The organism is Hylemonella gracilis ATCC 19624 (genome assembly GCF_000211835.1).
GTDB lineage: Bacteria > Pseudomonadota > Gammaproteobacteria > Burkholderiales > Burkholderiaceae_C > Hylemonella > Hylemonella gracilis.
Window position 1 is genome coordinate 138,165 of record NZ_AEGR01000056.1, and the last position, 22,294, is coordinate 160,458.

Here is a 22,294-nt window from a genome sequence, read left to right on the forward strand (position 1 = left end):
CCACTCACTCTGTCACACATCCTTCAAGGAGTTCTCACCATGCGTTCCCCCTCTTCTCTGCGCCGACTTGTGGTCCAACTCACGCTGGCGGCGGCCGCCGCGCTGGGTCTGGCCAGCGTTGCCCAGGCCCAAGACAAGCGCAGCGAAATCAGCTTGTCCGGCGACATCAGCAGCACCGACAACTACGACCGCACCGTCATCTGGGCGAGCTACGGCTTTTATCTGACGCCTCAGATGGTGCTCAAGCTGGGCTACACGCGCTTCTACACCTGGCAGCACGCGCCGTACTCGGAGCAGGTCACCAACGGCTACGACATCGGCGCGCGTTATTACTTCCAGGTCGGGCGAACCGGGGAGTTCGTGCCCTTCGTGGAAGCAGGCTTGGGCACCTCGGAAACGACCGTCTGGAGCGTGGGCAGCACCACCACCGACAGCAGTTCCACCTTCACGATCAAGGGCGGCTTCTCCTACTTCATCAACGAATCGGCCAGTTTTGACATCAGCGTGTACCAGCGCTCGGAGGACCCCTCCGACACGACCGGCATCCTCTTCGGCACCACCGTGCGCTTCTGATGCCACGCTGCTCGCCGCCCATGTTGAGCGCGCGCTTTCCCAGGGGCCGTCCCATGCTGGCACGGTTGACGGTGACGGCCCTGTTTTTCTTCGGCGCGGCCCCGCTGGCCTGGGCCAGCACCTGCCCGGGCAACGGAGCGCAGCCCGGCTGGGTGGCCAGCCCCGACGCGATTTCAGGTGCTTTTTTCTTCGCGGCGGGCGTGTCCAGCCAGACCAGCGGACCGCTGGCCGAGCGTCTGGACTCCGCGCGGCAAAACGCCTTGCGCAGCCTCGCCAGCCTGATCCAGGTCGAGGTGCGCAACTCGTTGACGATGGAGCAATCGCAGCGCCAAAGCGGCGGCGCGGTGTTGACCGAGTCCACGTTGCGCACGCTGACCGAGACCTCCACCCAGGCCACGCTGGAAAGCGTCGAGACCGTGGCCACCTGGGAAGACGGCGCGAGCTGCCAGGTGTGGGTGCGCGTGCGCATCGCCCAACAGATCGTGGAAGACAAGAAACGCGCCGCGCTGGCGCGTCAGCTGTTCGCTCAATTCAATGAGCAGTTGGCCACCGCGCAAGACGACACACAACCCCTGCGCACGCGCCAGACCGCGCTGGAGGCGGCGCAGGACGGGCTGCCGCGCATCAGCCTGGCGCTGATTCCCGAAGCCAGTTCGCCCGCGTATTACGCGCAGTTGCTGCGCCGGCTGGACAACGCCCTGGGCGCCGCGGTGCGCGAGGTGGACGGCGTGCGCCAGCGTCTGGCGCAGGCCGATGGTCAACTGCTCAAGGCCGAGGAACTGCCCGATGAAGCGGCCAAGGCGCGCTTGCGCCTGAGCGCCATCGGCACCTATCGGGACCTGCTGCGGCAGTACGCCAACGGCCTGCCGCCGCTGTTCGCGCCGGGGGACCTCTACATCAAACTGGCGGAGGCCGAGGAGTTGCGCGCCAACCGCTGCGGCGCCAAGACCTATTACCAGCTCGCGCTGACGGCGCGCCAGCTGTTGGACCGCAGCGCCTTGGCCCGCCAGCGCGCCGGCAGCCTGAACTGCTCGGCGGCCGACCTGGAAACGGCGCGCTGGCGGCAGTACTTTGAGGGACGCCCGCTGGAACTGCTGTGCTTGCAGAAGGTCCAGACCGCGCAGCCTTCGCAGTCGGCGTCGGCCACGTCCTGGCACAAGGCCTGCGACGAGGTGGGCAATGTGTTCCGCGCCTTGGGCGCCGACATCCAGACCCGGCGCGCGGCCCTGCCGCCAGCGCAAACCCAGGCTCTGCTGCAAGGCAATCTGCCCGATCAGCTGGGCGCCCCCGGACAGACGGACCGCCCCATGCTGGTGGTGCTCGCGTCGGGGCGGCTCAACAGCCAGCAGAACACGCGCCCCGACGGTCCAGCGGCGCGCGCCTACCAGTTCGAAGGCCTGCTCTGGACCCTGCTCTGGGACGGCGGCAAGCCGGTCTACACCGACCGTTTCCAGGGCCTGACGGGCTGGAACCCGGTCTCTGCCGAGATGGCCATGGACGTGCTGGCGCTCAACGTGGTGCGGCGCTGGCAAGACCGCTTCGGCAAGTTCCTGAATCTGGAGATCGCGCCATGAAGCGCACCCGCATCCTTCTCGTGTGGGCCTTGGCGGCGGCGCTCGGCGTGGGACTGATGGCGCACGCCCGCGCCGCCGCGCCCGCGCGCAAGGTGGCGGTGCTGGTCTACGCGCCGCCCGCCTTGCCAGCGGCGCACACACGCATCGCGCAGACCCGGCTGGAACAGATCCTGGCCGACAACGGCCTGACCGTGCTGGACCGGGAGCAGGCCGACAAGCTCAAGCAAGGCTGGGGCCGGCTGCAAGACCCCGGCGCGCTGATCACGGCCGAGGAATTCGTCGCCAACGCCTCGAAGTACGCGCTCGATGGCGTCTACCGGGTCTACCTGGACACGGGCGTGGTGCGCGGCGTCGCGGGCCTGTACAGCGCCACGGCGCTGTCGGACATTCGCTACGTGGGCGAGGACGCGCAGGTGCGCGCGGCGGCTTCACCGCCCATGGGCGTCAAGGGTTTGCCGCCTTCGGATGGCCTGACCGAGAGCGCGGCCGTGAGCAATGCCGTCCAGCGCGCGGTGGACGCGACGGCGCAGGCGCTCGGCCTGCAGGTGCTGGACTACACCAACCCTCGGCTGTTCAGCGTGCGGCTGCAAGCCGTGCCCACGGTCGGCGCAGACTACCGGGCCGAGCCCCGGCCCGCGCCGCTGTCGGCGGCCGACCCGGCACTGAAGCGCGTCAAGCTCGCCGACGGCGACTGGCTCAGCGAAGAGATCACCTGCGCGCAGCCCTCGCCCGACGGCAAGATGGTCGCGGTGGGCGGCTACATCCGCAAGACCCAGTTGCTGGGCGGGCGGCCTCAGCGCACCTATGGCTCCACCGTGCATGTGCTGGACCTGGGCGCGGACAAGGAAGTCGCCACCTTCGTCTCGGCCCCGGTGTCGGACCGCACGCGCGACGAACAAGGCGGCGGCAAGGTGCTGGACTGCCTCTTCCTCTCCGGCTGGCGCTACGTCGCGGCCATCACCCAGAGCAAGCTGTTCCTGTGGGACACCGAGCGCGGCGCGGTGATGAGCGAGATCACCTTCGACCGCGCCTACGAACTGGCCCGGCTCGAGCACGGGCGCGCGGGCGATCAGGACTTTCTGTCTTTCTCCTTCCAGGGCCTCACCACTGGAAGCGGCCGGGTGAGCTACCGCATCACCCGGGAATGAATGCGCTGTCACCTTTGGGCAAGCTGCATGGGAGCCGTCGTTTTCTTCAACAAGGAGCTTTGTATGTCACACCGTTTCCACTCTGTCGCCGCCCTGGCGGGTGTTCTGCTGGTCAGTGCGTGTTCCGCGCCGACCAAGGTGGCGGAATGCGTTTTCCCCAAATCCAACCAGCCCGCGCCGGGCTGGATCTGTGATCAGCCGGTCGAAGGCCTGGCCGTCTCGGCCATGGGCTCGGCCACCCCGTCCCAAGCGGGTCTGGACTTCATGAAGCAGATGGCGGCCACGGCCGCGCGGGTGCAGTTGGCCCAGCAGATGCGCATCGAAGTCGAGAACATGATCAAGCAGTACGCTGAAACCACGGGCGCTGGCGGCAGCGAGACCGTGGACCGCGTGAACACCGCCGTCACCAAGCAGATCACCAGCCAGAGCCTGCAAGGCACGCGCATCGTGCGCAGCCTGCAAGGCCCCGATGGCACGCTGTATGTGCTGGTTGGCCTGGACCCCAGCGCCGCGGAACAGGTGGCCAAGAACGCCATCAAGACCAGCATGAACAACGAGCAAGCCGCCTGGCAGCAATTCAAGTCGCAAAAGGGCCAGGAAGAATTGGCGGCCGACATCGCGCGCCTGTCGAAAAAATAAGAGGCCCGGTTGGGAGGACCGGCTGAGGGGCCCGGTCAGAAGGCCCTGTTCGCGCGGCCTTTTAGCGCGGCCTGGTAGCACGCCCATTTAGCACGCCCGGTTAGCACGCCCGCCCCCACCCCAAAGCGGGCGTTTGAGGGGGAAAAACGCCTTAACACGCGGCTTAGTGCCTGTGCGAGGCCCGCAAAAATCCTGTTCCAGATTGATTCTGTTTCAGGGGTTTTGCCATGATCTCGTCCGTCAATAACACGCTGCTGAGCTATCTGGCGTCTCAAGGTCTGCTGTCGGCGTCCACGGCGGCCACCATCGCCAGCGCGGGCACCACCACGACCGACTCCACCAGCAGCAGTTCCAGCAGCGACGAGACGATTTCGCAATCGTCGCTGGACCGCGCGGCGGGCATGTTCAAGACCGCGACCATCGCGCGCAATCTGGACACCGCCCAAGTGGCGCTCGCCGCCGACCTGCGCGCGGCCCTGAACCAGGCGCTGGCCAAGCTGGAGGGCAACGTGCAGTTCTCGGTGAACGCCAAGGGCGAAGTCACGGTCGAGGGCTCCGACAAGGACAAGGCCGCGGTGCAAGCCGTGCTCAAGGCCGACACCAGCGACCCCAGCCTCGCCAGCCGCATCGCCACCCAGGCCAGCGATGCGATGCAACTCTCGTCGCAGATCCAGCAAAGTGCCGCCATCTCCCAGGCCGCCAAATCGTCGACAACGCCCGATGGCGTGATTTCGCTCTACCAGTCCCTGATGCAACAAACGGCGTCGACCAGCGTCGTGTTCTCGGTGTCCGCCACGACGAGCACGCTGACCTACCCCGGCTCGCTCAAGGCCAAGGCCTGAGACCCGTCATTAGCATCCCGCGCGCCGACGTCTCTTGAGGAACCAGAGCGCGGCGCGAGGCAAAAACCCGCTCCCGCGAACGGCCGCGCCGCTTCGGGGACAATCGCGGGCATGCCTCAACGCCGTTTCCGGGCCCCTGCCCTCCCCGCCCTGCTGGCCGCCGCCCTGGTGATGTCGGCCTTCGTGCCCGTGCACGCGCAGTCGCTGATGGAGCGGCGCAACGCCATGGTCAAAAACACCAACCCAGGTGTCGTGATCATCGAAGCCAAACCGGACGACAACGCGACCGCTGCCGACGGCACGGCCCAGGGCGAGAAACCCACGGGTCTGCGCGCCATCTTCGACAAGCTGGGACCGCCCAGCGGCTGCCCCATCGGCGCGGCGCGCCAGGCGCAATGCCCGAGTCAGGGCATCGAGGTGCCCACCGGCGCGCCTTCCGCGTCCAACACCCCCAACTTCAGCCGCTGACCTCTGGGCAGCCGCTGACTGTTTCCCCAATTCCATGCTCCGCTTTGAACTGCTGCGTACCGAGGGCCAGGCCCGCCGGGGCCGCCTCACCCTCAACCACGGCGTCGTCGAGACGCCGATCTTCATGCCCGTGGGCACCTACGGCACGGTCAAGGGCGTGCTGCCGCGCAGCCTGCACGACATGGGCGCGCAGATCATCCTGGGCAACACCTTCCACCTCTGGATGCGCCCGGGCCTGGACGTGATGCAAAGCTTCGGCGGCCTGCACGGCTTCGAGCAGTGGAACAAGCCCATCCTGACCGACAGCGGCGGCTTTCAGGTCTGGTCGCTGGGCGCGATGCGCAAGATCACCGAGCAAGGCGTGCACTTTGCGTCACCGGTCAACGGCGACAAGCTCTTCATGTCGCCCGAGGTCTCGATGCAGATCCAGACCACGTTGAATTCCGACATCGTGATGCAGCTCGACGAATGCACGCCTTATTGGCAAGGCGACAAAGGCAGCGGCCACATCACCACCGAGGCCGAGGCCCGGGTGTCCATGGAGCTGTCGCAACGTTGGGCCCGGCGATCACAAGCCGAGTTCGCGCGGCTGGAGAACCCGAATGCCCTGTTCGGCATCGTGCAGGGCGGCATGTTCGAGCACCTGCGCCAGGAATCGCTGGAAGCGCTAGTCGAGATGGACTTCCCCGGCTACGCGGTGGGCGGCGTGAGCGTGGGCGAGCCCAAGGACGAGATGAACCGCATCATGGCGCACACGCCCCATCGCCTGCCGGCCCACAAGCCGCGCTACCTGATGGGCGTGGGCACGCCGGAGGACTTGATCAACGGCGTGGCCAACGGCGTGGACATGTTCGACTGCGTGATGCCCACGCGCAACGCGCGCAACGGCACCATCTTCACGCGCTACGGCGACCTCAAGCTGCGCAACGCGCGCCACAAGGCCGATCACCAACCGCTGGACCCCAGCTGCACCTGCTATGCCTGCGCGGGCACGGCGGGCATCAGCTGGGAACAGGGTGGCCCCGACCACGGCTGGCAGGGCTTCTCACGCGCCTACCTGCACCACCTGGACCGCTGCGGCGAGATGCTCGGCCCCATGCTGGCGACCATCCACAACCTGCACTACTACCTGAACCTGATGCGCGAGGTGCGCGAGGCGCTGGACGCGGGCGCCTTCGCTGCCTTCACCGCGCGCTTTCACGCCGAGCGCGCGCGCGGGGTTTGAAACCGGGGCCGGGCGGGCCAGGGCGCGGCGGTCGATCTGGCCTTTGACGCGCGTGACCGCTGCTGCGTGCAACGGGTCAATGCCCGCGGGCTGGGCTGGGCAACAACTGCTTGAGCACGTGCTCCGTCATGCCGCGCGCGAGTTCGTGCTCGCCCAGGAACACGGTGCCCTGGGTGTCCTTCTGCAGCAGCTCCGCCTCTTCTTCGTTGTGGGTGCGCAGCACGATGTGAATATCGGGGTTGAGCTGGCGCGCGATCTCGACCATCTGGCGCACGTTCACGGCGTCGGGGATGGCGATGACCAGCATGGCCGCGCGCGTCACGTGGGCCTGGATCAGCACCTCCGGCGTCTGGGCGTCGCCGCTGACCGCGGGCACGCCCTGCTTGCGCAAGCTGTCCACCAGCTCACGGTTTTCCTCGGCCACCACGTAGGGAATGTGGTGCTCGCTCAGGCTGCGCGCGATGCGTCGGCCCACGCGCCCATAACCCACCAGCACCACTTGCTTGCTCAGCAGGCGCGGGTCGGTGCTCATGGGCAGCTCGGACAGCGGGTCATCACGCAACTCCAGGCGGCGCGCGAACTCGGAACGCGCCAGCAGCCAGCGCCGGATCGGATCGATCGCGGCGAACAGGGAAACGTTGAGCGCGATGGAGATCAGCGCGCCGGCCAGCACCAGGCTCTGCCCCTCGGGCGGCATCAGGCCCAAGGCCACGCCCATGCCGGCCAGGATGAAGGAGAACTCGCCGATTTGCGCGAGGCTCGCGCCCACGGTCAGCGCCGTGTTGAAGGGGTAGCGGAACAACAGCACGATGGTGATGGCCACCAACGGCGTCCCCACCAGGATGACCAACACCACGGCCAAGAGCTTGAAGGGCTGCTGCCAAACCACCGAGGGGTCGAACAACATGCCCACGGACACGAAGAACAGCACGGCGAAGGCGTCGCGCAGCGGCAGCGACTCATCGGCCGCACGGTGGCTGAACTCGGACTCGCGCATCATCATGCCGGCGAAGAAGGCCCCGAGCGCGAAGGACACGTCAAACAACTTCGAGGAGCCATAGGCCACGCCCACCGCGACGGCGACGACGCTGAGCGTGAACAACTCGCGTGAACCGGTGTGGGCCACCCACCACAGCAGACGGGGCAAGACACGTCGGCCCACCACCAGCATCAGCGCGACAAAGGCCGCCACCTTGAGCAGGGTCAGGCCCACCGAGCTCCAGAGGTCATGGGTCGGTGCCACCACGTCCGCCCCGGTCCCCGGCGTGGCGCTCAGCACCCCAGCCAAGGGCGGCAACAGCACCAGCACCAGCACCATGACCAGATCCTGGACGATCAACCAGCCGACGGCAATTTGGCCGTTGACGGACTTCAGCAGATTCTTGGCTTCGAGCGCGCGCAGCAGCACCACGGTACTGGCGACCGACAGGCACAGGCCGAACACCAGCGAACCGCCCAGCCCCCAGCCCCAGAACCAGGACACGCCCATGCCCAGCAGCACGGCCGCGACGATTTGCACCAGCGCCCCCGGGACCGCGATGCGCCGCACCGCCATCAGGTCCTCCAGGGAAAAGTGCAGCCCCACGCCGAACATCAGCAGCATCACGCCGATCTCGGCCAGCTGACTGGCCAGTCCCACGTCGGCCACGAAGCCCGGCGAATGGGGTCCGACCACGATGCCCGCGACCAGATAACCCACCAGCGGCGGCATGTGCAGCTTGGTGGCCAGCAGGCCCAGCACCATGGCAATGCCGAAACCGAAGGCGACAGTGGCGATCAAACTGAGGTCGTGGGGCATGCGCAAGCTCTCAAAAAAGGAGCACATCCTGGAAAGGTGTCGGAGGTTTGACGATAACCGACTTTCCCCGCCCGCCCAGCTCAGCCCCAGCGGATCAACTCCGCAAGCGCCCCACTAAGACCTGGCCGCGGGTGCATCCGCACCGGTGCCGTGATCTGGGGTCGAGCTAAGGTCGAACTGTGGTCGAACTGTGGGCAATCCAAGGAAGATCTGCGGGCAACTTCACCCATGATCTACCGGCGATCCATCAGCGATCCATCGGTGATCGATCAACGGCCATCTAGTGACCGGTACCTGGGTGCTCCACGTCGTGGGAGAGACCCAAGGGCGGGGGCAAGGCGTCTCCGGCGCGCCTGCGCCGGAACAGGGCTGCGCGCGCCAGCACGATGGTGGTCACCGGTGCGGTGATCGACAAGACGATGATGATCAACCAGACGTGCAAGGACAAGGCACCCGCGTGCGCCGAGAAATGGACGATGGACGCCAGGGCCACGATCCAGGCGGCCAGCGTGGAAGCCAGCGCGGGCGCGTGCATGCGGGTGAAGAAATCCGGCAGACGCCACAAGCCCAGCCCTGCAGCCAGCACCACCACGCCGCTGAGCAGCAGCAAGGCCGCCACCACGTAGTCGCTCCAGGGCGTCATTCGATCACCTCCCCGCGCAGCAGGAATTTGGCCAGCGCGAGCGACCCCACGAAGCCGAACAGCACCATCAGGAAGGCGCCCTCGAAGTACATGCTGCTGTCGTAACGGATGGCCAGCACGAGCATGACCAACATGCCCACCACGTAGATGAAGTCCAGCGCCAGCACGCGGTCCTGGGCGCTCGGCCCGCGCAACAGGCGCAGCAAGCCCAGGCCCATGGCCAGCACGTACAGAACCAAGGTGGCGGCGATGGCGTAGGTGAGCAGCGGACTCATGGCACTGATGTTGCTCATGGCAGGATCTCCAGCAGGGGCCGCTCGTAGCGGGTCTTGTAGTGGTCGATGAAGGCCGCATCGTCGCCAGCAAGGTCAAACACATGCAGCAGCAGGCGGCTGCGGTCCGGGGACAGCTCGCACCACACCGTGCCAGGAATGACGGCCGTGATCATCGCGAGCGCGGCCAGGGCATGGTCGTTGCGCAGGTCCAGGGGCACGACGACGAAACGGCTGACCGGGCGCGCACGGCGCGAGCGCAGCACCCCCCGCGCGACCCCGAGCCCCGACAGCAACACGTCGCCGCCGACGCGCAGCACCAGACGGGCCAAGAGCAGGGGGCGGCGCACCGCAGGCCCAGGCGGGCGCAAGGGCGCGGCCAGCACCGGCAACACCCAGGCCAGCAGCACGCCCAGCAGCACGGTGCCGGGGCTCACGCTGCGGTTGAGCATCAACCACAGGGCCAGCAAGCCAGCCGACAGCAAGGGCGCGGGCAGCCAGCGCTTCATGGCGCGGACTCCTGGGCCGAGATGCCGGCCATGGGCGGCACCGGGCGCGCCGACATCACGGCCGTGATGTACTGGGCCGGTGCGTGCAGGCTGGCCGCGGTCTTGCCCATGTAGTCCAGGATCGGCGCGCCCTGCAGCACCAAGCCCAGGCCGCCGGCCAGCAGCAGGCCAATCGGCAGGGTTTCCGCCACGCGCAGGCGTGGCGCGGGCCGCGCCTCGGCGGTCCAGAAATGACGCATGCCGATGCGCAGCAAGGCCGTGGCCGCCATCAGGCCCGACAGCAGCAGCAAGGCGAACAGCATCCAGGCGGCGGGACGCTGCAGGTCCAGCAAGGCCGTGAGCATGGCCAGCTTGGCCACGAAGCCCGACAGCGGGGGCAGACCGCTGACCACCAGGGTGCAGACGGCGAAGGTCAGGCCCAGGAAGGCCAAGGCCGCGGGAATCGCGCGGCCGATCAGCACCTCCTCGTCGTCATCGAGGTTGACGCCGGGCAGGGGCTCCGACTGGATGAACGCCGGCAAGGTGTCCTGGCCATCGTCGATCTCGTCCGGGCCGAGTTCAACCTGGCGCGCGCGCTCCAGCAACTCCACCAGCAGAAAGAGCGCGGCCGCGGCCAGCGTCGAACTGGCGAGGTAGAACAGCGCGCCCGCGGCCAGCGCGGGCGCGCCGAAGCCGAAGGCCGCCACCAAGGTGCCCGAGGACGTGATCACGCTGTAGGCCGCGAAGCGTCCCAGCTGCTGGGAGGCCAGCATGCCCACCGCGCCAAAGGCCAGCGTGGCCAAGCCCCCCCAGACCAGGGCCCAGCTGCCGAAGGGTTCAGCGACGGACACCCCTGCGCCCACGTCGACCGGAAAACACAAGGTCCACAGGCGCAACACCGCGTACACGCCCACCTTGGTCAGGAGGGCGAACAGCGCGGCCACCGGCGCGCTGGCCGCGCCGTAGGCTCCAGGCAGCCAGAAATTCAAGGGCCAGAGCGCGGCCTTGGCGAGAAAGGCCACGGCCAGGATGGCCGCGCCCGCGTGCAGCAGGCCCCGGTCCACCTCGGCCACCATCGGGAGCTTGGCCGCGATGTCGGCCATGTTGAGCGTGCCCGTCACGCCGTAGAGCACGGCCACGCCGATCAGGAACAACAGGGAAGCCACCAGGTTGACCGCGATGTAGTGCAGGCCCACGCGCACGCGTTGCGCCCCGCCGCCGTGCAGCAGCAGACCATAGCTGGCCGCGAGCAGCACCTCGAAGAACACAAAGAGGTTGAACAGGTCGGCCGTCAGGAAGGCGCCATACAGTCCCATGAGCTGGAGCTGGAACAGCACATGGAAGTACACGCCTGCCTGGTGCCAGCGCGCCAAGGCGTACAGCAGCGAGGCCAAACCGATGCACGCCGTGAGCACCAGCAGCAACGCCGACAAGCGGTCCAGCACCAGGACGATGCCGAAGGGCACGGGCCAGTTGCCGGGCAGGTAGACACCGAAAGCCAGGGTCAGGTCCCGCGCGTGCACCGCCTGCATCAGGTACACCGCCAGCAGCAAGCCCGCCAGGGTCGAAGCCAGGTTGACCACGGCCTTGAACCGGCGGCGGCCTTCGCCCAGCAAGAGCATGAGCGCGGCCGTGGCCAGCGGCAGCAGCACCGGCGCGACGATGAGGTGCGAGCCCGCGAGCGGATTCAGAGCGTCCGTCATGGCTGCTCCTCCCGACCGTCCACATGGTCACCGCCGGACAAACCGCGCAACGCCAGCAGCACAACGAGGAAAAGCGCCGTGGTCGCGAAACCGATCACGATGGCGGTCAGCACCAGGGACTGCGGCAGCGGATCGGTGTAGCTGTCCAGCGTGGGGGCCAGGCCCGGCAGCACGATGGGTTCCTTGTCGATGGCCAGGCTGCCCACGCTGAAGATGAACAGATTGATGGCATACGACAGCAAGGACAAGCCGATCAACACCTGAAAGGTCCGCGGACGCAGCAGCAGCCAGACACCCGAGCCCGCCAGGATGCCGATGGCGATGGAGATCACGACTTCCATGTCAGCGGCCCTCCTCTTGAGAAGCGGCGCCTCGCGCGGGCCCACTCAGAGGGTCTTGATACCAGGGCTCCCGTGGAACTGGCTGTGCCAGGCCACCGGGAGCGCCGCCCTCGCGCGGGGAGGCGCGCAGCGCCTCGGGGGGTGTTTCAATCTGCCGGTGCGCGCGCAGCGATTGGTGCGCGAGGGCAATCAGCAACAGCAAAGTCGCGCCCACCACCACGGCGAACACCCCCAAGTCAAAGAGAGCCGCCGACGGCACGTGGATCTCACCCAACCAGGGCAGCGTGAGGTGGGCAGTGTGCGTGGTCAGGAAGGGATGGCCGAACACCATGGACCCCAGGCCCGTGCACAGGGCGACCAGCAGGCCGAAGGCGATCCAGCGCGGCGGTTGCAAGCGCATCTGGTTCTCCACCCAGCGCGTACCCGCCACCATGTACTGGGCCAAGAAGGCGATGGCGACCACCAGGCCCGCCACGAAGCCGCCACCGGGCTCGTTGTGCCCGCGCATGAAAAGGTAGAAGGCGAACAACCACGCGACCGGCAGCAGCAAGCGCACCAGCACCGCGGGCACCCCCATGTAATCGGGCACGCCATCGCCGCGCGAGGACTCGCGCAGATCGGCGCCGATGTCGCCCACGCGCTGCTGCGTCGGCACGTCAATGGCCTCTTGCGGCGGGCGGAAACGCCGCAACAGCGCATAGACCGTGAGCCCCACGATGCCCAGCACCGTGATCTCACCGAGGGTATCGAAGGCGCGGAAGTCCACCAGCATCACATTGACCACATTGCTGCCCCCTCCGCCGGGCAAGGCTTGCTCGATGAAGAAGGGTGAAATCGAGAGCACGGTGTGGCGCGTCAGCAAGGCGTAGGAGAAGGCCGCCAACCCCAGGCCCACCAGCAGCGCGATCACCAGGTCACGGCGGCGGCGCCAGAACACGCGCCGTTCGATGCGCGGATCGTCTTGCTCCACCCGCTTGGGCATCCAGCGCAAACCCAGCAGGAACAGCACGACAGTCACCACCTCCACGGCGAGCTGCGTGAGGGCGAGGTCCGGCGCGGAGAACCAGGCGAAGGTGATGCACAGCGCCAGGCCGACGACGCCCAGCATGATGAGCGCGGCCAGCCGATGGAACTTGGCCTGCCAGGCCGCGCCCAGGGCACAGGCCCCGCCCACGATCCAGAGCAGCACGAAGGCGGGTGAGGCGGGCACACGGGCGCGGTCACCCCAGGTCAGCGGCACGATCAAGGCCGAGGCCGAGGCCACCACCAAGGTCACGACCAGGATGGCGGAAAGCTGCGGCTGCAAGCGGGACGAACCCGTCCAGCGGCGCAGCGCGGCCGCGCCCGCGCTCACGCCAGCGAGCAGACCCTCGAACACCCGCTGGCCGTCCAGGCGCAACAGCGCGGCGGTGCGCGCGGCGCGGCGCTTGAACGCCCGCCGAAAAAACAGGTAGACCACCAGCCCGCCCGCGCTGGCCACCAGACTCATGAGCAGCGGCGTGTTGACGCCATGCCAGACCGCGAGGCTGTAGTCGGGCAGCACGCCGCCCACGACCGGGCGGGCCGCGGTCTCCAGCAGGCGGCCGATGGACCAATCGGGCAGCGTGCCCACAATGACGCAGGCCAACACCAGCAACTCCACCGGCACCCGCATCCAGTGCACGGGCTCGTGCGGCTGGCGCGGGCATTCGCCCGTCGCGGGACCGAAGAACACATCGTGCGCAAAGCGCAGCGAATACACCACGGCGAAGACCCCGGCCACCGTGGCCGCCAGCGGCAGGCCGTGTTTGAGCCAGGGCTGGCCGCTGACGAAGACGGTTTCCGAGAAGAACATTTCCTTGGACAGGAAACCATTGAGCAAAGGCACACCGGCCATGGCCGCGCAGGCCACGATGGCCAAGGTGCCCGTGATGGGCATGGCGCGGTAGATCCCGCCCAGGCGGCGCATGTCGCGCGTGCCGGTCTCGTGGTCGATGATGCCCACCGACATGAAGAGCGAGGCCTTGAAGGTCGCGTGGTTCATCATGTGGAAGACCGCCGCCACCGCCGCCATCTCGCTGTTGAGGCCCAGCAGCAGGGTGATCAGCCCGAGGTGGCTGAGAGTGGAGTAAGCGAGCAAGCCCTTGAGGTCGTTCTGGAACATGGCGACATAGGCGCCCAGCAGCAAGGTGGTCAGGCCCGCGCCACCCACGATCCAGAACCAGGTGTCGGTGCCCGCGAGCACCGGCCACAAGCGGGCCATCAGGAAGACACCGGCCTTCACCATCGTGGCCGAATGCAGGTAGGCCGAGACCGGCGTGGGCGCGGCCATGGCGCGCGGCAACCAGAAATGGAAAGGAAACTGGGCGCTCTTGGTCAGCGCGCCCAGCAGCACCAGCACCAGGGCCAAGGGGTACAGCGGGTGCGCGCGCACCTGCGCGCCCGCGGCCAGCACGGTGTCCAGTTCGTAGCTGCCCACGATGTGGCCCAGCACCAGCACACCGCCCAGCAGGGCCAGCCCCCCCGTGGCCGTGACCGTGAAGGCCATGCGCGCGCCGCGCCGCGCGTCCTTGCGGTGGTACCAGTAGCCGATCAGCAGGAAGGAAAAGACGCTGGTCAGCTCCCAGAACACGACGAGCTGGATCAGGTTGCCCGCCACCACCACGCCCAGCATGGCGCCCATGAAGCCCAGCAGCAGCGAGTAAAAACGCGCCGCCGGGTCCTCGGGCGCCAGGTAATACCGCGCATAGACGATGACCAACAAGCCCATGGCACTCACCAGCATGGCGAACATCCAGGCAAAGCCGTCGAGCCGCACCACCAGGTCCACGCCCAGCCCTGGCAGCCAGGACCAACGCTCGGTCAGCACGACACCGGCGCTGACCTGCGGGTACAACAGGGCCAGGGGCACGGCCACCGCCAAGGCCACCGCCGCCGCCCACAGCGATTCGAGGTTGCGCGCGCTGGTCGGCAGCAGCGCGGCTACGACGCTGCCAACGAATGGCAAGAGGAGGATCAGCAGCAGGGACATGCCCCGAGTCTATGGCCTGAGCGCGCGAATTTTGCAAGCGCGGGAACATCCGAACATCTTCCGCGCGGATGGCTGGGGTAAGCTTCGTTTTACCTCCATGTTCTGGGGCCTTTGCCGGCCAACCCCCATGCCGATACTGCGCACCTTGATGGCCCTCGCGGCCGTGTTGTCCATGAGCCTGGCGCCCCTGCAAACGGCGGGCGCGCAGACCCGCGAGGCTGGTTACCGCTTCTCGCCGGTCAACCAGTACGACATCCCGCTAATGGCCGCCTACTGGAACCCCATCGTCCAGTACGTCTCGGACAAGAGCGGCGTCAAGCTCACGCTCAAGATCGCGCGCACCTCCGCCGACACCACGGCCTATGTGCTGACCCAGGAAGTCGAGTTCGTCTTCAGCAACCATCTGTTCAGCCCGGAGCGTGAGCAACTGGGCTGGAAAGTCTTCGGCCGGCGCCAGGTCCCGCCCATCCTGGGACAGATCGTCGTGCCCGAGGATTCACCCATCACGCGGCTGGAACAACTCAAGGGACAGGAGGTGGCCTTCGCCGGACCGGAGGCCTTCGTGATCTACAAGGTGCCCTACGCCCATCTGCTCAACAGCGGCATCGACATCAAGGTGGTGTTCGGGGGCAACCAGAACGGGGCGCTGGCCCAGCTCTTCGCGGGCAAGGTGCAGGCCGCCGGCGGCAACTCCCAGCTCATCGAGGGCTACGCCAAGCGCGAGGGCAAGAAGTTCCGCGTGCTCTGGAGCTCGGAGCCCTTCAACGACCTGGCGCTGATGGTGTCGGGCAAGGTGCCCGCGAAAGACGCGCAGGCCGTCGCCGACGCCTTCCTGGGCATGCACCAGGACCCGGTGGGGCGCGAGGTCCTGCGGCAGACCGCGCAGACGGTCGGACTGCCGGTGGACGCGTACTTCATCCCCGCGACCTCCGCCGACTACGCCGCTTACCGCCGCTTCTACCAGAGCGCGCCCCCGCAATTGCGCTGAAGCCGCGCCGTGGACAACCCGCTGATGCGCCTGCTGCCGAACTCGCTGGTCAAGCGGGTGTTCGCCCTCTACATCGGCACGCTGCTGCTCTTCTTCGGCAGCGGGCTCTGGCTGTTCTACAACTATGAGTTCCGGGAAGAGGTGGAACAGGTGCGGGAAACCGCCGCCATCCTCGTGGAGTCCACGGCCCAGACCATCACCGAAAGCGCGGTGATCGGCGACTACGACACCATCCAGCGCACCCTGGCCAGCGGCGTGTTCGGCTCACCGTTCGCCTCCGCGGAGTTCATCGACCTGCGCGGAGGCGTGGTGCGCAGCCGCAACCCCGCGATCAGCACCGAGGCCTACGCACCCGATTGGATACGCAGTCGCGTTGGAGAATTGCTGGACGATCTGAATCGCCCGATCACGGCCGGCGGCAAGGACTATGGCGTGCTGCGTCTGCAGTTCGCCGTCGGCTCCGTCGCGCACAAGCTCTGGGAGTTGTTGCTGACCGTGCTGCTGCTCATCGCCGCCAGCCTGGCGGGCGGCTTGCTGGTGATCGGCTACTCGCTGCGGCGCTGGCTCAAGTCGTTCCAGCAGTTCGACGGCAAGCTGCAGGCGGGCAACCCGCGGTTCGAACAGATCACGAACCAGATGGTGCAGGCCGTGCCGGAGGAATTCCGTCCCACCTTCGAGGCGATGCAGCGCATCTCGGGGGACCTGCACCGCGAATTGGACCAGCGCGAACTCGCCCTGACTTCGCTGCGGCAAGCCTTGGCCAGGTTGCTGCCCGACGCGCCGCAGGACCCGGCTACCCAGGGCATGGACCTGGGCGCCTTGGCGGATCTGGTGCTGCAGGTGGTGCGCGAGCGCGAGGCCGACCGGGTGACGCTGCAGGAAGCCAAGCAGGCGGCCGAGGCGGCGAACCGCGCCAAGAGCGAGTTCCTCGCGGTCATGAGCCACGAGATCCGTACGCCCATGAACGGCATCGTCGGCATGACGGGCTTGGCGCTGGGCACGACGTTGACGCCGCAGCAGCGCGGCTACCTGACCATGGTGCGCCGCTCGGCCGACGCCCTGCTGGGCGTGATCAACGACGTGCTGGATTTCTCCAAGATCGAGGCTGGCCGGCTCACGCTCGACCCCCGGCCCTTCCGCCTGCATGCTCTGGTGCGCAGCACGCTGGCCAGCCTGGACAACCAGGCGCGCGAGAAGGGCCTGCGGCTGGCCTACGAGCCCGCGGAGGACTTCAGCCACCGCCTGATCGGGGACCCGGGACGCTTGCGCCAGATCTTGGTCAACCTGGTGGGCAACGCGATCAAGTTCAGCGAGACCGGCGCGATCACCGTGCGGGTGCGCACGGAGGCCTTGCGCGACGGGCAGGTCGTGCTGCGCTTCGAAGTGCAGGACCAGGGCATCGGCATCACGCCGAGCCAGCAGCAGGCCATCTTCCAGCCCTTCACCCAAGCCGATGCCTCGATCACCCGCCACTACGGCGGCACGGGCTTGGGCCTGGCGATCTGCGGCAAGCTGGTCCAGGCCATGGAGGGCGAGATCGGCGTGCGCAGCGCGCCCGGCCAGGGCAGCACCTTCCATTTCACGGCCAGCTTCGGGCTGGGCGCGCCTGACACCGAGGAGGCGGACGACACCGACGGAGACGGCGACATCGCCGCCCCAGCGCCATTGGCCGCGGGCGGTGCCGTGGCCGCGCTGCGAGTCCTGGTCGCCGAGGACAACGAGATCAACCAGGCCATCATGGTGCAGCTGCTGCAGCAAGCCGGGCATGCCGTCACGGTGGCGCACAACGGCGAGCAGGCGGTGGGCCTGGTCACCCAGGCCGAAACGCCCTACGACCTGATCTTCATGGACATGCAGATGCCGGTGCTCGACGGACTGCAGGCGACCCGCCGCATCCGCGAGCACGAGCAATCCACCGGACAGCGCACGCGCATCGTCGCGCTCACGGCCAATGTGCTGCCGGAAGACCGCGCGCGCTGCCTGGCGGCTGGCATGGACGGCCACCTGGGCAAGCCGATCGACCAAGGCGAACTGCAGACCGTGCTCGGCGGAGGCACGCCAGCCTCGACCGCGCGGCCCCCCGCTCCCGCCCCGGCCGCACCAGCGGCCAACGCGCCGGCCTTCGACTACCAGCGCGCCCTGGATGGCGCGGACGCCCTGGTGGTGCGCATCATCGCGGAGTCCTTCCGGGGCAACTGGCCAGGACAGTTGCGCGCCCTCATGACCTGCGCGCAACGGGACGACGCATCGGGCGTGCAACGCGGCGCACACGCCCTGCGGGGCGTGCTCGGCAACTTTGGCGCCACGCCCGCCGCGTCCTTGACACGGCGCATCGAGTCGCTGGGTGCCCAGGGCGAGCTGGATCAGGCCCGGCCGCTGCTGCCTGAGTTGGAGGCCGCGCTGCAGGCCCTGGACCAAGCGCTGCTCAGCTGGCTGGCACGCACGCCCGCTTGAACCGGGGCGCAGGCTACGATGCAATCCCGCCCACCCCTCCAGGCCGAAGGATCGCCGCCCATGAGCCCGCCACTTCGTTCCGGTGCCGCCCGCATCCTCGTCATCGACGACTCGCCCGAAATCCGGCTGCTGGCCACCGTGTTGCTGGAACGCGAGGGCTATGAGGTCAGCAGCGCGGACAACGGCGAGGACGGAGTGAAACGCGCGACCGAGACGGCGCCTGACCTGATCTTGCTGGACGTGATGCTGCCCGGCATGGACGGCTACGAAGTCTGCCGCTGGCTCAAGCAGAGCGAAGCGCTGCGCGACATCCCCGTCATCTTCATGAGTGCGCAGGACGATGTGCCCGCCCAGACACAAGGGTTCACGGCGGGCGGGGCGGACTATGTCACCAAACCGCTGTCGGTGCCCGTGCTGCTGGCCCGCGTGCGCACGCACGTCGCCTTGCACGCGCAGCGCCGCAGCCTGGAGGGCATGTTCCGCGACGCCCTGGAGTACGCGCCCGACGGCATCGTGCTGACGGACCCGCAATGGCGCATCGTGCAGGCCAACGCGCGCACCCTGGAACTGTTCGGCTACCTGCGCGAACAACTGATCGGGCAGCCGGTGGACATGCTCGTCCCCGCGCGGCTGCGCGGGCACCATCACGAGCGCCGCAAGCTGTATGCCGATCTGCGCCCCGGCGATCTGAAGCTGGGCGTGAACACCGACTGCCTGCGCAGCGACGGCACGGAGTTCGCTGGCGAGCTCAGCGTGGGCCTGCTGCGCACCAACCGCGGCCCCTTGTTGATGACCGTGGTGCGCGATGTCACGGAAAGCCGGCGCATTCAGCAAGAGATGGCCGACTCTCGCCAGCGCCTGCGAGACCTGGCCGCGCAGGGCGACGCCATGCGGGAGTACGAGCGCAAGAACATCGCGCGCGAAGTGCACGATGAACTGGGCCAGGTGCTGACGGCCCTGCGCATGGACATCACCTACGCCAGCATGAAGTTCGGCGCGGCGGACGCCGACTTGCTGGATCGCCTGCAGGGCATGCGCGTGCTGGTGGACCGCGCCATCCAGGGCGTGCGCAACGTGGCGACCAACTTGCGCCCCTCGGCGCTGGACATGGGACTGGTGCCCGCGCTGGAATGGCTCAGCGGCGATTTCCAGCGCCATGCGGGCATCCCCTGCCAGCTCGACCTGGGCAGCCCGTCGGTCGACATGCCGGAACACCGCGCCATCGGTGTGTTTCGCATCGTGCAGGAATCCCTGACCAATGTCAGCCGCTACGCCCAGGCCAAGTCGGTGTGCATCAGCTTGCGGCAAGACGAGGGACAGCTGGTGCTCCAGATCCGCGATGATGGGCGAGGATTTGACATGGCGGCCAGCGCACGCGGCGGCTCCTTCGGTCTGTTGGGCATGCAGGAACGGGCGTTGGCGCTCGGCGGCGAACTGACCGTGAGCAGCGTGGTGGGCGAGGGAACCACCATCACCGCGCGGCTGCCCTTGCAGTTGGAACCCCAGGGAGAGGAAACCCCATGATCCGAGTGATGATTGCCGACGACCACGCCATCGTGCGCGGGGGCCTGCGACAGCTGCTGTCGCTGGCGCCGGACATCGAGGTGCAGGCGGAAGCCGTGGACGGCGCGCAGGTGCTGGAAGGCCTGCGCCGTGAGTTGCCAGACCTGCTGCTGCTGGACGTCAACATGCCGGGTCTGAGCGGCCCGGACCTGATCGCGCGCGTCAAGTCCCACTGGCCCACCCTGCCCATCCTAGTGTTGAGCATGCACAACGAGGGCCAGGTGGCCGCGCGCGTGCTCAAGGCGGGCGCCAGCGGCTACGTGACCAAGGACAGCGAGATGGAAGTGCTGCTCGCCGCGATCCGCAAGGTCGCGGGCGGCGGCAAATACATCGTGCCCGAACTGGCCGAGAAACTGGTCTTCGACGTGTCCTTGGGCAGCGGCGACCGGCTGCCGCACGAGACCCTCTCGGACCGTGAGATGGAGGTCTTTCGCCTGCTGCTGGCTGGCCAAGGCGTCAACGAAATCGCCGAGCAGCTGTGCATCAGCAACAAGACCGTCAGCACGCACAAGACGCGCTTGATGGAAAAGCTCAACCTCGGCAGCACCGCCGAACTGGTGCGCTACGCCATGCAGCATGGCCTGCTGAACTGAGCCCCGCTGGGGCTCACGGAGCCCCGTTGACGGGCCCGTGCTCCCGTTGTTGGGGTAGGAATCGTCCTACCCCTGCCATCCGATTCCCACACGCAAACCGGCCGCGTCCGATGGTGCGTCATGGTCCGCCTCGGCACCATGACGGTCATGAAAATCCTGGTCGTCGATGATTCCGAGCACATCCGTCTGCGCCTGAGTTGGCAGGTCGGAGCCATTCCTGGACTTGAACAAGTGTGGGTGGCTTTGACCGGCATCCAAGCGCAAAAGTTGCTCACGCGCATGAAGCCCGCGCTGCTGGTGCTGGAACCCCAACTGTCCGATGGGGACCCCGTGCACCTGATTCCGCTTTTCAAAAGCACACACGCGGACCTCAAGGTCGCCGTACTGACCGACGATGCAACCGGGCATAGCCGCCAGCGCTGTCTACAGGCTGGCGCGGACTGGTTCTTCGACAAATCCACCGAGTTCACGCAGTTGCTGGATCTGATCCACCAACTTTCTGACGCCTCACTGCTGACCCAACATTCCAATGCAACCGTCCCGCACGGGGGAAGCCATGAATAACATGAAGATATCCACGCGACTGTCCTTGCTGATCGGTCTGCAAGCGTTGCTGCTGATCGTGATCGGCGGCATCGGCCTGTTCGGAATCGAAGCCAGCAATGAGGCCCTGAAAACCGTCTACGAAGACCGCACGGTACCGGCCAGTGAATTGGGTGACATCGGGGCCCGGCTGATCACCAATCAATTGCTCATTTCCGAGTCCCTGCGCACGCCAACGCCCAGCACCATTGCCACCAACACGGCATTGATCGAATCCAACAGGACGGAGATCACGAAGATCTGGGACGCCTACATGCTGACGTACCTGACAGAGGAAGAAACCAAACTGGCGAAGAACTTTGCCGAAAGCCGCAAGCGATTTGTTCAAGAGGCCATCAATCCCGCGTTGACGGCACTGCGCGCCAGCGACATCGCTTCGGCGCAACGCCTCACGGAGGAAAAAGTCCACCCGCTGTACGCGGTCGTCAAAAAAGACATTGACGCCCTGGTGCAGTTGCAACTGGACGTGGCGAAGATGGAATACGACAGTGCGGAAAAACGTCGCGCGCGCATTCTGGCTGGGTCGGTGATCGCCATCGTGGGCGGGATTGTCCTGGCCACCTTGATGGGCTGGTGGATGACCCGCACCATCAGCCGCCAGCTTGGCGCCGAGCCAGGTGAAGCAGCGCAAGTGGCTCAGCGCGTGGGCGCCGGAGATTTGAGCACGCGCATCGAGCTGCGCGCTGGCGACACCAGCAGCCTGATGGCGCAGCTCAAGCTGATGCAAGGGTCTCTCACCCGGGTGGTTTCCACCGTGCGCCAGGGCAGCGTGTCGGTCTCCAGCGCCAGCGCCGAGATCGCCCAGGGCAACCAAGATCTGTCGGCTCGCACCGAGAGCCAGGCCAGCGCGCTCGAGGAAACAGCCGCCAGCATGGAAGAACTGTCTTCCACCGTGAAGCAGAACGCTGACAACGCACGCCAGGCCAACCAGCTGGCCCAGAGCGCCAGCGTTGTGGCCGTGCAAGGGGGTGCCGTGGTCTCGCAATTCGTTGACACCATGAAGGGCATCAGCGACAGCAGCAAGAAGATCGCCGACATCATCAACGTCATCGACGGCATCGCCTTCCAGACCAACATCCTCGCGCTCAACGCCGCGGTGGAAGCCGCTCGCGCGGGCGAACAGGGCCGGGGCTTCGCGGTCGTGGCCAGCGAAGTGCGCAACCTGGCGGGCCGCAGCGCGGACGCCGCCAAGGAGATCAAGACGCTGATCACCGACAGCGTGGGGCGTGTTGATCAGGGCACGGCCCTGGTCGACCAGGCCGGCCAGACCATGAACGAAGTCGTGGCCAGCATCAAGCGCGTCACCGACATCATGGGCGAGATCAGCGCGGCCAGCAGCGAGCAGAGCGCGGGCGTGTCCCAGGTGGGC

Annotated in this window: 20 protein-coding genes; 13 read left to right on the plus strand and 7 right to left on the minus strand. The window is 67.3% G+C overall.

What is annotated here, in order from left to right; genetic code table 11:
• The first annotated feature begins 39 nt into the window (after positions 1 to 39).
• The 7 genes from HGR_RS09045 to tgt all read left to right on the plus strand — a co-directional run bounded on the left by HGR_RS09045 (position 40) and on the right by tgt (position 6,469).
• Positions 40 to 573, plus strand: a complete 534-nt coding sequence (locus tag HGR_RS09045) for an outer membrane beta-barrel protein (protein ID WP_006297912.1) — start codon at positions 40 to 42, stop codon at positions 571 to 573.
• A 53-nt stretch (positions 574 to 626) separates the two neighbouring features.
• Positions 627 to 2,147, plus strand: coding sequence for an LPP20 family lipoprotein (locus HGR_RS09050; protein ID WP_006297913.1), 1,521 nt, complete (start codon positions 627 to 629; stop codon positions 2,145 to 2,147).
• A complete protein-coding gene (locus HGR_RS09055) occupies positions 2,144 to 3,295 on the plus strand; it encodes a hypothetical protein (RefSeq protein ID WP_006297914.1) in 1,152 nt (383 codons plus the stop codon). The genes HGR_RS09050 and HGR_RS09055 overlap by 4 nt, the downstream gene beginning before the upstream one ends.
• 63 nt (positions 3,296 to 3,358) lie before the next feature.
• Positions 3,359 to 3,934 carry an LPP20 family lipoprotein gene (locus HGR_RS09060; RefSeq protein WP_006297915.1) on the plus strand — a complete coding sequence of 192 codons (576 nt, stop codon included), beginning with the start codon at positions 3,359 to 3,361 and terminating at the stop codon, positions 3,932 to 3,934.
• Between the two features lie 227 nt (positions 3,935 to 4,161).
• Complete coding sequence (locus tag HGR_RS09065) at positions 4,162 to 4,776, plus strand: hypothetical protein (RefSeq protein WP_006297916.1); 615 nt, start codon at positions 4,162 to 4,164, stop codon at positions 4,774 to 4,776.
• 111 nt (positions 4,777 to 4,887) lie between these two features.
• A complete protein-coding gene (locus HGR_RS09070) occupies positions 4,888 to 5,244 on the plus strand; it encodes a hypothetical protein (protein WP_006297917.1) in 357 nt (118 codons plus the stop codon).
• 34 nt (positions 5,245 to 5,278) lie between these two features.
• A complete protein-coding gene (gene tgt, locus HGR_RS09075) occupies positions 5,279 to 6,469 on the plus strand; it encodes a tRNA guanosine(34) transglycosylase Tgt (RefSeq protein WP_006297918.1) in 1,191 nt (396 codons plus the stop codon).
• Positions 6,470 to 6,545: 76 nt separating this feature from the next.
• Here the strand turns inward: tgt and ybaL are convergent, their stop codons facing one another.
• The 7 genes from ybaL to HGR_RS09110 form a co-directional block, all read right to left on the minus strand.
• Positions 6,546 to 8,267 carry a YbaL family putative K(+) efflux transporter gene (ybaL, locus tag HGR_RS09080; protein ID WP_006297919.1) on the minus strand — a complete coding sequence of 574 codons (1,722 nt, stop codon included), beginning with the start codon at positions 8,265 to 8,267 and terminating at the stop codon, positions 6,546 to 6,548.
• A gap of 280 nt (positions 8,268 to 8,547) precedes the next feature.
• Positions 8,548 to 8,910: a monovalent cation/H(+) antiporter subunit G gene (gene mnhG, locus HGR_RS09085; RefSeq protein ID WP_006297920.1), complete on the minus strand. Its 363-nt coding sequence runs from the start codon at positions 8,908 to 8,910 to the stop codon at positions 8,548 to 8,550.
• The gene (locus tag HGR_RS09090; protein ID WP_039853059.1) at positions 8,907 to 9,185 is read right to left on the minus strand and encodes a K+/H+ antiporter subunit F; all 279 of its coding nucleotides are present in this window, start codon (positions 9,183 to 9,185) and stop codon (positions 8,907 to 8,909) included. Before HGR_RS09090 ends, mnhG begins: the two co-directional genes overlap by 4 nt.
• A 14-nt stretch (positions 9,186 to 9,199) precedes the next feature.
• A complete protein-coding gene (locus HGR_RS09095; protein WP_006297922.1) occupies positions 9,200 to 9,691 on the minus strand; it encodes a Na+/H+ antiporter subunit E in 492 nt (163 codons plus the stop codon).
• Positions 9,688 to 11,373, minus strand: a complete 1,686-nt coding sequence (locus HGR_RS09100) for a monovalent cation/H+ antiporter subunit D (RefSeq protein WP_006297923.1) — start codon at positions 11,371 to 11,373, stop codon at positions 9,688 to 9,690. The genes HGR_RS09095 and HGR_RS09100 overlap by 4 nt, the downstream gene beginning before the upstream one ends.
• On the minus strand, positions 11,370 to 11,714 hold the full coding sequence (locus HGR_RS09105; RefSeq protein WP_006297924.1) for a Na+/H+ antiporter subunit C: 345 nt from the start codon (positions 11,712 to 11,714) through the stop codon (positions 11,370 to 11,372). Before HGR_RS09105 ends, HGR_RS09100 begins: the two co-directional genes overlap by 4 nt.
• A 1-nt stretch (position 11,715) precedes the next feature.
• Positions 11,716 to 14,724 carry a monovalent cation/H+ antiporter subunit A gene (locus HGR_RS09110; protein ID WP_006297925.1) on the minus strand — a complete coding sequence of 1,003 codons (3,009 nt, stop codon included), beginning with the start codon at positions 14,722 to 14,724 and terminating at the stop codon, positions 11,716 to 11,718.
• Between the two features lie 127 nt (positions 14,725 to 14,851).
• Here HGR_RS09110 and HGR_RS09115 point away from each other — a divergent pair, with 127 nt between their 5' ends.
• From HGR_RS09115 to HGR_RS17975, 6 genes are all read left to right on the plus strand, one after another.
• A complete protein-coding gene (locus HGR_RS09115) occupies positions 14,852 to 15,712 on the plus strand; it encodes a phosphate/phosphite/phosphonate ABC transporter substrate-binding protein (RefSeq protein ID WP_006297926.1) in 861 nt (286 codons plus the stop codon).
• Positions 15,713 to 15,721: 9 nt separating this feature from the next.
• Positions 15,722 to 18,166, plus strand: a complete 2,445-nt coding sequence (locus HGR_RS16830) for a hybrid sensor histidine kinase/response regulator (protein ID WP_006297927.1) — start codon at positions 15,722 to 15,724, stop codon at positions 18,164 to 18,166.
• 60 nt (positions 18,167 to 18,226) lie between these two features.
• Positions 18,227 to 19,690, plus strand: coding sequence for a response regulator (locus HGR_RS09125; RefSeq protein WP_006297928.1), 1,464 nt, complete (start codon positions 18,227 to 18,229; stop codon positions 19,688 to 19,690).
• A complete protein-coding gene (locus tag HGR_RS09130) occupies positions 19,687 to 20,322 on the plus strand; it encodes a response regulator (RefSeq protein WP_006297929.1) in 636 nt (211 codons plus the stop codon). Before HGR_RS09125 ends, HGR_RS09130 begins: the two co-directional genes overlap by 4 nt.
• 147 nt (positions 20,323 to 20,469) lie before the next feature.
• Positions 20,470 to 20,886, plus strand: coding sequence for a response regulator (locus tag HGR_RS09135; RefSeq protein ID WP_237701393.1), 417 nt, complete (start codon positions 20,470 to 20,472; stop codon positions 20,884 to 20,886).
• Position 20,887: 1 nt separating this feature from the next.
• Positions 20,888 to 22,294: methyl-accepting chemotaxis protein (locus tag HGR_RS17975; RefSeq protein ID WP_006297931.1), on the plus strand; the 1,407-nt coding region annotated here is incomplete at its 3' end.